The sequence below is a fragment of the Leisingera sp. ANG49 genome (assembly GCF_059694505.1).
In genome coordinates, this window is record NZ_JCATZN010000003.1 from 562,249 (window position 1) to 574,365 (window position 12,117).

Consider the following 12,117-nt stretch of genomic DNA (forward strand, 5'->3'; position numbering starts at 1 on the left):
GGAGCGCCTTGCAGTCCGTCGCCGGACGCAAAAGGGACCGCATGCGATCCGGGAATGAATTCAGGTTTCAGCCGTTCAGCTTCTTCGCTTTTCGGATCAGCATGTCGCGCTTCACCTTGCTGAGGCGGTCGAAATACATCTTGCCGTTCAGATGGTCGATCTGGTGCTGCACCGAGGTCGCCTCGATGCCGACAAAATCCTTGCGGTCCACCGCGCCCTGCTCGTTGATGAACCGGACGGTCACCGCGCGCGGGCGTTTGATCTTGGCCGAAACGCCCGGCAGGTTGGGGCTGGCCTCGTCATGCTCGCGCAGCTCGACCGAGGCATGCAGGATTTCTGGGTTCGCCAGCTTCACGGCCCGGCCGCGCCCGGTGGAGCCGTCCACCACCGCCAGCCGCAGCATCACGCCGATCTGATTGGCAGCCAGGCCCACGCCCGGCATTGCGTCCATGGTGTCGACCATGTCATTCCAGATGCCGCGGATTTCGTCGGTGATCTCTGTCACCTCATCAGCCTCGGTGCGCAGGCGCTTGTCAGGCCAGGGCAGGCAGGTACGGACGGTCATGTCGGGCTATCCCTCAGGCGCGGGCGCGTTCGCGCTTCAGCTTCTGCATCTTGCGGGTGATCATCTGGCGCTTCAGCGGCTTCAGGTAATCGATGAACAGCTTGCCGTTCAGGTGGTCGATCTCATGCTGCACGCAAGTCGCCCACAGCCCGTCAAAGGTCTCCCGCCGCGCATTACCGTCGCGGTCCATCCATTCGACCTCCACCACCTTGGGGCGGGTCACCTCGGCATATTGATCCGGGATCGACAAACAGCCTTCCTCGTAGACATTGGTCTCGTCAGATGAGGAGATGATCTCAGGATTGAACATCACCAGCGGGCGCGGCTCGCCGTCCTCTTCCTTGACGCAGTCCAGCACGATCAGCCGCTGCAGGATACCGATCTGCGGCGCCGCCAGGCCGATGCCGGGCGCGGCATACATGGTTTCCAGCATATCATCCGCCAGCGCGCGCAACTCATCGCTCAAGTCCGGCACAGGCACGCAGACCTTTTTCAGGCGGGGATCGGGGTGGATCAGGATCGGTCTTTTCATGTGCTTCATGTATGCGATCAGCAGCCCCATCGCAACGCCCCCCTTGCACGCGCCGCCGCAACGGTTAGCTTCGCTGCCAACGACACGGGAGTTCACCAAATGAATTTTGACAAACCCACCGACCGCCGCGGCACCCACAGCTCGAAATGGGACAAGATGGAGCAGCTGTTCGGCGTCTCCCCCGAGGATGGTCTGGCGATGTGGACAGCGGACTCAGACTATGAGACAGCGCCCTGCGTGATCGAGGCGGTCAAACAGGCTGCAGAGCATGGCGTGTTCGGCTATTCCTGGCAGCACCCGGAGTATCTGAAGGCGGTGCAATGGTGGATGAATAACCGCCACAGCTGGGACATCGAAACCGAATGGGTGCTGACCTCCCAAGGCCTGGGCAATGCCATTGCGCTCTGCCTGGATGTCTGGAGCGAACCGGGCGACGGCGTCGTCATCTTCTCGCCCGTCTACCATGAGTTCGCCCACAAGGTGAACAAATCCGGGCGCAAGGTGACCGAATGCCCGCTGGCGCGCGACGGCGACACCTACAATCTGGACCTGGACGATGCGCAGGCGCGCCTGAACGGGACGGAGAAGCTGCTGCTGTGGTGCTCGCCGCAGAACCCCTCGGGCCGGGTCTGGACCTCGGAAGAGCTGCGCGCGGTGGCGGAGTTTGCTAAGCGCAACGGGCTGATCCTGGTCGCGGATGAAATCCACCATGACCTGGTCTACCCGGGCAGCACCTTTGTGCCGATGGACGTCGCCGCGCCGGATGCGCGCCCCTGGACCGTCACCCTGACAGCGCCCTCCAAGACCTTCAACATTGCGGGTCAGCGCACCGGCAACATGATCATCCCGGACCCGGACCTGCGGGCGGCGATGCGGCACCGCCAGAACACGCTGGACTATGACCCCAGCGCGCTTGGCGTGGCGATGATCACTGCCGCCTATTCGCCCGAAGGCGCCGAATGGGTCGATGCCCAACTCACCCATCTGGAGGGCAACCGGAAACTGTTTGACGAGACCGTGAACGCGCTGCCGGGGCTGAAGTCGCTGCCTTTGCAGTCGACGTATCTGGCCTGGGTCGATTTCTCCGGCACCGGCATGAGCCGGGAAGAATTCATCAAGCGGCTGCGCGAAGACGCCAGGATCGCCACGTCGCCCGGTGACGGCTTCGGCACCGGCGGCGAATTCATGGAGCGCTTCAACCTAGCCACCCAGCGGTCGCGGGTGGAGGACGCCTGCCGCCGCCTGACCGCAGCCTTCTCGGACCTGCAGTAACCATGAAGCGCCTGCTGCGCCTCTTGGCGCTGGTCCTCCTGACCGGCGCCGCCTGGATGGCCTGGCAGGCCTTTGCCCCGCCCCCCGCACCTCCGCCGCTATCCGCGGCGGTGGACCGGATCGACCGCATCCTGATCGAGAAATCCGCCCGCCGCCTCACCGCCAGCCGGGATGGAGAAACGGTGCTGGAGTTCCCTATCGCATTGGGCTTTGCGCCTGCAGGCGACAAACAGCAGGAAGGCGACGGCAAGACGCCGGAGGGCATCTTCCGGATCGACCGGCGCAACCCCAACAGCGCCTATCACCTGTCGCTGGGAATCAACTATCCGCAGCCCGATGACCGCGCCCGCGCCAAGGCCGCAGGGGTCAGCCCCGGCGGCGATATCTTCATTCACGGGCAGCCCAATTCGGTGGGCAATTTGATCACCCTGCCCGGCGACTGGACCGCCGGCTGCATTGCTGTCAGCAATGAACAGATCCAAACGCTATGGCGCCTTTCAGAGATCGGGACAGAAGTGGAGATCCGGCCTTAGGGCGCCGGATCAGATCTTGCCCTGCGACTGGTCGAAGGGGATCAGCCCCGCCGGCCCGTCCGGCGACTTGTAGAAATCCAGGGGCGCCTGGTTCGCTGCCGGGGTGGAGCGCTTGAACTCATAGCGCATCTCGCCGCCCTCTTCCTCGCCGGCCACGATCAGGCATTGCGACACATGGCGGGCACCGTCGTAGATATCGACAAGCCCGCGCAGCATCGGCGCGGTTTCCGCCTCGACCGAGAAACCGGTCTTCCACAGCCGCAGCACCGGATACAGCTCATTATCAGCCATCACCCGCAAACGGCTCTTGCGCCGCATCCCCTGCAGGCGGGCGGTGTCCAGCGCTTCCTGCACGGCTTTGGGTACGTAGGTGTTCATAGCAGCGGCCTTCCAAATGCTTGGGTCTACACGGGTCCTTCTTTCAACGGTGCGTCACAAATATATAAAATCAAGTGAACATTTTCGAAAATTTAACGGTCGCGCAATTTTGTTGCTCCTGTGCAGGGGTGCAGACAGCCTGCGCGCTGGCTTGCATAGGCGCACGCGCCTTGTCTGCATATGTTTGCCCTGCACAGCAGCAGGAGCAGACGCGATGGGCCTTTTGATCGACGGAAAATGGCACGACCAGTGGTATGACACCGAATCCACCGGCGGCGCCTTCAAGCGGAGCGAATCGCAGTTCCGCAACTGGATCACCGCGGACGGCAGCGCAGGCCCGTCGGGCAAGGGCGGTTTCAAGGCGGAAAGCGGGCGCTACCACCTCTATGTGTCGCTGGCCTGCCCCTGGGCCCACCGCACGCTCATCTTCCGCCAGCTGAAAGGGCTGGAGGATCACATCTCCGTCTCCGTCGTGCACCCGGACATGCTGGGGGAGGGCTGGACGTTCGAAACAGACGAGCACGGCGCCACCGGCGACAGCCTGTTCGGCAGCTCGCATATGCATCAGGTCTATACCCGCGCGGATGCGGAATATACCGGCCGGGTGACGGTACCGGTGCTGTGGGACAAGGCGCAGAACACCATCGTCTCCAACGAAAGCGCCGAAATCATCCGCATGTTCAACTCAGCCTTTGACGGGATCACCGGCAACAGCGATGATTACTGGCCCGAAGAGCTGCGCGAGCCGATCGAGGCGGTGAACGCCCGCATCTACAGCACCATCAACAACGGCGTCTACAAATGCGGGTTTGCTACCTCGCAGGAGGCGTACGACGCTGCGGTAGAGCCGCTGTTCGAAAGCCTGGAATGGCTGGAGGACCTGCTGTCGCAGCACCGCTACCTGCTGGGCGAGCGCATTACCGAGGCCGACTGGCGCCTGTTCACCACCCTGCTGCGCTTCGATCCGGTCTATCACACCCATTTCAAATGCAACCGCAATCGGCTGATGGACTACCCGAACCTCTGGACCTACACCCGCGAGCTGTACCAGTGGCCAGAGGTGGCCGGCACCGTGGGGATGCAGCATATCGTGCGCCACTACCACTACAGCCACGACACCATCAATCCGCACCGGATCATCCCGATCAACCCGGAGATCAACTGGCAGGAGCCGCACGGGCGCGGCTGACGCCGCACCGCGGCGTTGCCCCGCCGTAAATAGGGAGTTCACGCCCCGCGCGGCATAGGTTAATACGCGCAGTGCCTCAGATGGCATCCGGCCCGGGCCGGAACGAACTCTCACCGGTGGCGACCGCGATGCATGACCTCTCTCACGACCCCGCAGCCCAGCCCCGCGATCATGGCGGCAACCTGAGCGCCGCCATCGCCGAATTCGGCGGCGGCCGCGACGGCTGGATGGACCTGTCCACCGGCATCAACCCGCACCCCTACACTCTGCCGGAGTTCTCCGCCGGCGACTGGGGCGCGCTGCCGGATGCGGACGCGCTGGCGGATCTGGAACAAGCCGCCCGCAGCTTCTGGAAAATCCCGGATCAGGCTGCGGTTCTGGCGGCGCCCGGCGCCTCGGCCCTGATTGCCGCATTGCCCGCCCTGGCCGAACCGCGCTGGGTGCAGATCACCAAACCCACCTACAATGAACACGCCGCCGCCTTCGAGGCCCGCGGCTGGATCGTCAGGGTGCATGGACCGGCAGAAGCCAAGGTTGCTGTGCACCCCAACAACCCGGATGGCCGCATATGGCGCGAGGATGAACTTACCGCGCCGCTGACAATCATCGACGAGAGCTTCTGCGATGTCTGCCCCGGTCAAAGCCTGATCCGCATGGCGGCCCGTCCCGGCGTGGTGGTACTGAAGAGCTTTGGCAAGTTCTGGGGCCTCGCCGGGCTGCGGCTGGGATTTGCCATCGGCGACCCCAAGCTGATTGCGCAGCTGGCCACCTGGCAGGGCCCCTGGGCGGTGTCCGGCCCGGCCCTGCGCACAGGCGCGCTTGCCTTGCAGGATCACGCCTGGGCAGAGGCAACCCGCACCCGGCTGCATCAGGATGCGGCCCGGCTGGATGAACTGGTGCTTGCCAAGGGCGCCAGCCTGGCAGGCGGCACCGATCTGTTCCGGCTCTACTATGTGGATGATGCCGAAGCCTGGCAGCGGAAACTGGCCCGCGCCCACATCTGGAGCCGCATCTTTCCCTACTCGAAAACCTACCTGCGTCTTGGACTGCCGCCCGCGGACGGCTGGGACCGGCTGGAGACCGCGCTATGACCACTGCCGGAATGCTCGCCGTTGCCCTGCTGCTGGACGCTGTCCTGGGGGAGCCGAAATGGCTGTGGTCGCGCCTGGCCCACCCGGCAGTGCTGATGGGCAAGCTGGTCGGCTTTCTGGACCGCAAGCTCAACACTGGCCCCAGCCGCCGCATCAATGGCGTGCTGGCAGCAGCGGCTCTGGTTCTGGCCGGCTTCTTCGCTGGCAAACTGCTGGCCCTGCCCGGCACTCTGGTGGAAATCCTGGTGGCGGCAATCCTGATCGCCCAGCGGTCCCTGACCGAACATGTCGCCGCGGTTGCCAAGGGCCTGCGCAGCAGCCTGGAGGAAGGCCGCGAGGCCGTGGCGATGATCGTCAGCCGCGATACCGGCGCGATGACCCCACCACAGGCCGCGCGTTCCGCCATCGAAAGCGGCGCCGAGAACCTGTCAGACGGGGTCATTGCACCTGCCTTCTGGTTCCTGATCGCCGGGCTGCCGGGGCTGATCATCTACAAGATGGTCAACACCGCAGACAGCATGATCGGATACCGCAACAAACGGTACGAGGACTTCGGCTGGGCCTCTGCCCGGCTGGACGACCTGCTGAACCTGATCCCAGCCCGCCTGACCGGATTGCTGATCGCCGCCGCCGGCGGCCAGCTGCGCCACTGGCGCGCCATCGCGGAAGATGCGCGCAAGCATCGCTCCCCCAATGCCGGCTGGCCCGAGGCCGCAATGGCACGGGCGCTGGACACATCGCTGGCCGGCCCCCGTTCCTACGACGGTGAGATGCGCGATTTCGCCTGGGTCCACGCCGAGGGCACCAAAAGCGCCAGCGCTGAAACCATAACCCGTTCCGTTGCGCTCCTTTGGAAAACCTGGGCGCTTGCTCTGGCCCTGACGGTTGCCATTGCCGCGGTTTTCTAGCACATAAGTTCCTGTGGGAGCGGTAAGACCAAGGAGCGCCAGAACCATGCGCCTATTGCCCTTTGTCCTCGCAGCAGCGCTGCTGCCTGCTGCAGCGGCGGCCCAATGCGGCGGCGGTTTTCAGAACTTCGTGAAACTGATGAAGGAAGAGGCCGTTCAGGCCGGTTATGACACCGCGACGGTCAATGCCTTCTTTGCCGGCACCCGCCAGGACGCCCGCGTGCTCAAGGCCGACCGCGGCCAGGGCGTTTTTCAAAAACCCTTCATCGACTTTTCCCGCCGCCTGATCTCGCAGAACCGGCTGAAGGCCGGCCGCCAGATGGCGCAGAAACACGACGCAACCTTCCAGCGGATCGAGAGCACCTATGGCATCGACCGCGGCGTGCTACTGGCCTTCTGGGCATTTGAAACCGACTACGGCGGCTTTCAGGGCGATTTCAATACCCGCGACGCGCTGGTCACCCTAGCCCATGACTGCCGCCGCCCGGAGCTGTTCCGGCCGCAGGTGTTTGCCGCGCTGGAGCTGTTCAAGCAGGGCAATTTCGACCCCAAACGCACCACCGGCGCCTGGGCCGGTGAGATCGGCATGGTGCAGATGCTGCCGGGTGACATCCTGCAGCATGGCGTTGATGCCGATGGCGACGGCAAGGTCAGCCTGAAGACCTCCGCCCCTGACGCGCTGATGTCCGGCGCGAGGATGCTGTCGCACATGGGATGGCAGCCGGGCCAGCCATGGCTGCAAGAGGTCACCATCCCCGAAGGCCTGGACCTGTCCAATAGCGGCACGGCGCACAAGAAATCCGTGTCCCAGTGGCGCAAGCTGGGCGTTGCCGCGCGCGATGGCAATCTGCCGGAACCCTCCTTGCGAGCGTCGCTGCTGCTGCCGCAGGGCCACAAGGGGCCGGCCTTCCTCGCCTATCCGAACTTCGACGTCTATTTCGAGTGGAACCAGAGCTTCACCTATGTTCTGACCGCCGCCTATTTCGCCAACCGGCTGCAAGGCGCTGACGTCTACGAGGCCGGCAAACCCGACAGCGGGCTGAACGGCGCCCAGATGCAGCAGCTGCAGCAGAAACTGCAGGCCCGCGGCCACAATGTCGGCGACATCGACGGCATTCTCGGCGCCCGAACCCGGGTAGCAGTTCAGAAAGAGCAGAAACGCCTCGGCCTGCCCGCAGACGCCTGGCCGACGCCGGCACTGCTCAAGAAGCTTTAACGCACCGGGAACCTCTCGCCCTTTTCGGTGATCAGAATGATCCGGCTGCCGTTGCGGACATACAGGTCGCAGCGGCCAAACCCATTTGTGAAATCCACACAGATGCTGCCGTCATCGGCAATCCGGTAGGTGCCCCAGGCGGTGCCGCCGCCGTTTTCGGCGGAGTAAGTATAGGCATAGGCGCCATCGCCGCCGTATTGCGACTCGCCGCCGTCAAAAAAGCGGAAGGCACGGCCCGGCAGCGCCTCAAGTTCCGCTTGCGCAAAGGGCGTGTCGCCGGGACGCAGCTGCCAGCTGTCCGCCGCGGCACCGCCTGCGATCAGGCAAAGGAAAAGGGGCATGATCCATCTCATGCCCCCACCCTAGCGCTTGATCTTGCGGCCCGGAGTCACGTTCCGGTGACAGGCCAGGTTACCAGTCGATGAATTCCTCGAAGTCCTGCACCGCGCGGTTCCAGATCCCCACCGCATCGGCAAAATCATCCGGGCTCATGCCCTTGTCGCCCAGCAGCACATCCATCTCGATCCGGGCAGAACCTTCCGCAGAGACATAGGCGCGGGCGAAACGGTTGTTGGTGTTCCATTCGTTGATCTTGGACAAGCGCACGCTGCCGTCGGTCTGATAGCCGGAGAAGAACTGGATCGCTTCACAGTTGGTGTTGTTGTCGCAGCCGTAATAGTAAACCGAGAAATCATTGCCGTAGTATTCGACCTTCAGGTTCGGGTCGCCGACGCTGTCGGTGGTCACCTCAACATTGGCGCCCTCATCCTTAAAAAAATTGGCGACACTGTCGCCGGTCTTGGCAACCACGTTTTCCGCCATCGCGGCGGCAGGCACCATCAGCGCCGCAGCGGCGGCAAAGATCTTGAGCATATTCATCTGTCACTCCACAAAACTTTGTCTTTGCAAACAGCCTCCGGCACAGATCCCCGCCGCGCCGGAACTCAAGCCACCATCGCCTCTGCTTTCTTAAGGTCAACCGAAACCAGCTGGCTGACGCCCTTTTCCTGCATAGTGACACCAAAAAGCCGGTCCATCCGCGCCATTGTCACCGCGTGGTGGGTGATGATCAGGAAACGGGTGTCGGTCTGGCGGCACATCTCATCGAGCAGGTCGCAGAAGCGGGTGACGTTGGCGTCATCCAGCGGCGCGTCGACCTCGTCCAGCACACAGATCGGCGCCGGGTTCGACAGGAATACCGCAAAGATCAGCGCCATCGCGGTCAGCGTCTGCTCGCCGCCGGAGAGCAGCGACAGGGTTGAAAGTTTCTTGCCCGGCGGCTGGCACATGATCTCAAGGCCCGCATCCAGCGGGTCGTCGCTCTCGACCATCACCAGATTGGCCTCGCCGCCGCCGAACAGATGGGTGAACAGCATGGCAAAACTGTTGTTCACCTGCTCGAACGCGGTCAGCAGCCGCTCGCGGCCCTCGCGGTTGAGACTGGAAATCCCATCGCGCAGGGTCTTCACCGCGCCTTCCAGGTCCAGCTTTTCAGCCACCAGCGTGTCATGCTCATTCTGCACACCGCGGGCGTCTTCCTCGGCGCGCAGGTTGACCGCGCCCAGGGCATCGCGCTGCCGCTTGTAGCGGTCTACGTCGTGCTCCAGATCATCCGAGGCAGGCATTTCGTCCGGCGACACGCCCAGTTTTTCCAGCAGCGCCTGCGGAGTGATCTGCTGCGCCTCGATGATCCGGCCCGCGGCCTGGGTCACCGCCTCCTTGGCCGCGTCGCTGCGTGCCTCGGACCGGGCCCGCGCTTCGCGCGCCTCGGAGGCGAGCCGCTCGCATTCGCGCTCCTTGTGGACCGCCTCGCGCAGTTCGGCCTCAGCGGCGATCAGTGCTTCGGTGGCTGCGGACTTACGCGCTTCGGCCTCGGAGATCGCCTCGTTCAGCTCTTCACGCTTCTCCGCAATTTCCGCCGGAACCGCATTGGCTTCCTCCAGTTCCTCCTGCGAGGCTTCACGGCGCTCCGCCAACTCCTCGATCCGCGCCTCGGCGCTCTCCAGGCGGTGGCGCCAGCCGGACAGCTCCTTGGTCACCTCCTGCGCGCGCTTGGTGCGGGCCTCGCCCTCGCGGCGCAGCTCGTCATGGCTCGAGCGGTGGGTCAGCATAGTGATCCGCGCCGCTTCCACCGACTGTTTGATGTCCTCGACCGCGGTGCGCGCCTGGTCCAGATCGCCCAGTTCCCCCAGCGCCTTTTCCGCCTCCTTCAGCTGCAGGCTGACGTTCAGCGCGTCTTCCTCGTGGCGCGACACCGCAATGCCGAGGGTTTCCAGCTTGCCCTCGGCCAGGTTGCGGTCGGCCTCTGCCCGGCTGAGGGCACGGGCGGCATCGGCCACCCGCTGATCCGCCACCCGGCGCGCCTGACGGGCGTTCTGGTCGGCCTGCGTCACCTCTTCCAGCTTGCGCAGCAGCATCTCATGCGCAGCGCGGGCGCCGTCGGCAGTGGCGCTGACACGCTCCATTTCCTGCTTCAGCGCTTCCAGCTTGTTCAGCTGTTCCAGACGCAGGGCTGCGGCACTCGGCGCATCTTCGGCCCAGGCGCGGTAGCCGTCCCAGCGCCACAGATCGCCTTCCAGCGTCACCAGCCGCTGGCCCGGCTGCAATTGCGCCTGCAGGCCCGCTGCCGCGTCGCCATCCACCAGCCCGATCTGCGCCACCCGGCGCGACAGGGCCTCGGGGCCGGAGACAAACAGCGCCAGCGGCTCAACGCCCTCCGGCAGTGCCGCGTCACGGTCATAGCCCGGCAGAGACAGCCAGCCGGTCGGCCCGTCGGCATCCGCCAGCGGCGCGCGCAGGTCATCCGCCAGCGCCGCGCCTAGCGCCTTCTCATAGCCGGGCGAGACAGTCAGCTCATCCAGCACCTGACCGCCCTCGGCGGTGTCGCGCTCCACCAGCTTGGCCAGCGCCGTCACCTCGGCGCGCAGCGCACCCAGTTCGCCCTCAGCTTCAGAGCGCTGCGAGCGCGCCTCGGCTTCACGGGCTTGGGTATCTGTGCGCGCCTCGTCCGCAGCTTCCAGCGCTTCCTCTGCCATCTCAGAGGCTTCACGCGCCTCTTCCTCAGCCGTCACCGCTGTTTCGAATTTCTCAGCCGCCAGTTCCAGCGCCTCCTGCGCCTCGCCCTGGGCGGCGCGGGCTTTCTCCGCCTCGCCCTCGGAGCGGCCCAACGCGCGCTGGCAGTCCTCGACCGCACGCCGCGCCGACTGGTGACGGGCCGCCAGGCGGGCCACGTCCTCGGTCACCTGCGCCAGGTGATCCTCACGCGCCTGCAGGATCGAGCCCGCATCGCGCGCCAGTTCCGCGGCCTCAGCCAGCTTGCCGTCGTGGCCATCACCGGCCTTGGACAGCTCGCGCTGCTCCCACTCCAACCGCTCGATGGTCTCGCCCGCGTCCTTGTTCAGGCCCGCCTCACGCTCGATATCATTGCCCAGCTGCACAATCCGGCTGCTGAGCCGTTCGATGGTCTGGCGCGCCTGCGCCTCCTGATCGCCCAGTGAATCCCGCTGCACCACCAGCCGCTGCAGGATGGCCGCCGCAATGGCCTCTTCCTCGCGCAGGGGCGGCAGTTTTTCCTCAAACGTGCCGCGCTGCGCAGCGGCGGCACGAACCAGCGCCTCAGCCTTGGCAGCCTGCTCAACCCGCACCCGCAGCTCATCCTCTGAGGCCAGCCGCGCCTCATCCGCCTCGCGCCAGCGCCGGTAGAGCAGCATGCCTTCGGCCAGCCGCAGCTTCTCACCAATCTCGCGGTAGCGCTGCGCCTGCCGGGCCTGCTTGGCCAGTTGCGCCAGCTGGGCCGCCAGCTGCTCGATCACGTCATCGACGCGCAGCAGGTTGGCCTCGGTGTTCTTCAGCTTCAGCTCCGCCTCGTGACGGCGCTGGTAGAGGCCGGAGATCCCCGCCGCCTCTTCCAGAATGCGGCGGCGCGCCTTGGGCTTGGCGTTGATCAGCTCCGCGATCTGCCCCTGCCGCACCAGCGCCGGCGAATGCGCACCCGTGGAGGCATCGGCAAACAGCATCTGCACATCGCGCGCCCGCACGTCCTTGCCGTTGGACTTATAGGCGCTGCCCACATCGCGGGTGATGCGGCGCACAATCTCCAGCCCGTCGGCATCATTGAAGCCCGAAGGCGCCAGTCGCTCCGAGTTGTCGATGTTGAGGCTGACCTCGGCAAAGTTGCGCGCTGGCCGCGACGAGGTGCCGGCAAAGATTACATCCTCCATGCCGCCGCCGCGCATCGCCTTGGCGCGGGTTTCCCCCATCACCCAGCGCAATGCCTCCAGAAGATTGGATTTGCCGCAACCGTTTGGACCCACAACCCCTGTCAGCCCATCGGCAATGACCAGTTCGGTAGGATCAACAAAGCTTTTGAAGCCGTTCAGCCTGAGCTTGGAAAACCGCAAAGCTGCCCCTTCGTGATTCCGTATCGAGAAAGT

The 12,117-nt window shown here is 64.8% G+C and carries 12 protein-coding genes; 6 read left to right on the forward strand and 6 right to left on the reverse strand.

The features are described from left to right. Positions 1–67: 67 nt before the first annotated feature. The gene (gene def / locus AC58NV_RS13070; protein ID WP_497227518.1) at positions 68–565 is read right to left on the reverse strand and encodes a peptide deformylase; all 498 of its coding nucleotides are present in this window, start codon (positions 563–565) and stop codon (positions 68–70) included. Between the two features lie 13 nt (positions 566–578). Then, positions 579–1,097: a peptide deformylase gene (gene def, locus AC58NV_RS13075; RefSeq protein ID WP_497227519.1), complete on the reverse strand. Its 519-nt coding sequence runs from the start codon at positions 1,095–1,097 to the stop codon at positions 579–581. A gap of 99 nt (positions 1,098–1,196) precedes the next feature. On the opposite strand from def (AC58NV_RS13075), the gene AC58NV_RS13080 reads away from it, so the two are divergent. Then, positions 1,197–2,369, forward strand: a complete 1,173-nt coding sequence (locus AC58NV_RS13080; RefSeq protein ID WP_497227520.1) for a MalY/PatB family protein — start codon at positions 1,197–1,199, stop codon at positions 2,367–2,369. Positions 2,370–2,371: 2 nt separating this feature from the next. Next, a complete protein-coding gene (locus AC58NV_RS13085) occupies positions 2,372–2,902 on the forward strand; it encodes a L,D-transpeptidase family protein (protein ID WP_497227521.1) in 531 nt (176 codons plus the stop codon). Between the two features lie 9 nt (positions 2,903–2,911). On the opposite strand, the gene AC58NV_RS13090 is transcribed toward AC58NV_RS13085, so the two are convergent. Continuing rightward, the gene (locus AC58NV_RS13090; RefSeq protein WP_497227522.1) at positions 2,912–3,280 is read right to left on the reverse strand and encodes a hypothetical protein; all 369 of its coding nucleotides are present in this window, start codon (positions 3,278–3,280) and stop codon (positions 2,912–2,914) included. 214 nt (positions 3,281–3,494) lie between these two features. On the opposite strand from AC58NV_RS13090, the gene AC58NV_RS13095 reads away from it, so the two are divergent. From AC58NV_RS13095 to AC58NV_RS13110, 4 genes are all read left to right on the forward strand, one after another. Continuing rightward, positions 3,495–4,469, forward strand: a complete 975-nt coding sequence (locus tag AC58NV_RS13095) for a glutathione S-transferase family protein (protein WP_497227523.1) — start codon at positions 3,495–3,497, stop codon at positions 4,467–4,469. A gap of 128 nt (positions 4,470–4,597) precedes the next feature. Next, complete coding sequence (locus AC58NV_RS13100; RefSeq protein WP_497227524.1) at positions 4,598–5,560, forward strand: threonine-phosphate decarboxylase; 963 nt, start codon at positions 4,598–4,600, stop codon at positions 5,558–5,560. Then, positions 5,557–6,468: an adenosylcobinamide-phosphate synthase CbiB gene (gene cbiB, locus AC58NV_RS13105; RefSeq protein WP_497227525.1), complete on the forward strand. Its 912-nt coding sequence runs from the start codon at positions 5,557–5,559 to the stop codon at positions 6,466–6,468. The genes AC58NV_RS13100 and cbiB overlap by 4 nt, the downstream gene beginning before the upstream one ends. 46 nt (positions 6,469–6,514) lie before the next feature. Beyond that, a complete protein-coding gene (locus AC58NV_RS13110; protein WP_497227526.1) occupies positions 6,515–7,684 on the forward strand; it encodes a lytic murein transglycosylase in 1,170 nt (389 codons plus the stop codon). Here AC58NV_RS13110 and AC58NV_RS13115 read toward each other — a convergent pair. The 3 genes from AC58NV_RS13115 to AC58NV_RS13125 form a co-directional block, all read right to left on the reverse strand. Then, positions 7,681–8,025 carry a hypothetical protein gene (locus AC58NV_RS13115; protein WP_497227527.1) on the reverse strand — a complete coding sequence of 115 codons (345 nt, stop codon included), beginning with the start codon at positions 8,023–8,025 and terminating at the stop codon, positions 7,681–7,683. The two genes, AC58NV_RS13110 and AC58NV_RS13115, sit on opposite strands and share 4 nt — an antisense overlap. Before the next feature lie 70 nt (positions 8,026–8,095). Continuing rightward, entirely contained in the window at positions 8,096–8,563 is a 468-nt protein-coding gene (locus AC58NV_RS13120; RefSeq protein WP_497227528.1) for a YbjN domain-containing protein, read from the reverse strand. A gap of 65 nt (positions 8,564–8,628) precedes the next feature. Further along, positions 8,629–12,084, reverse strand: a complete 3,456-nt coding sequence (locus AC58NV_RS13125) for a chromosome segregation SMC family protein (protein ID WP_497227529.1) — start codon at positions 12,082–12,084, stop codon at positions 8,629–8,631. Positions 12,085–12,117: the final 33 nt, after the last annotated feature.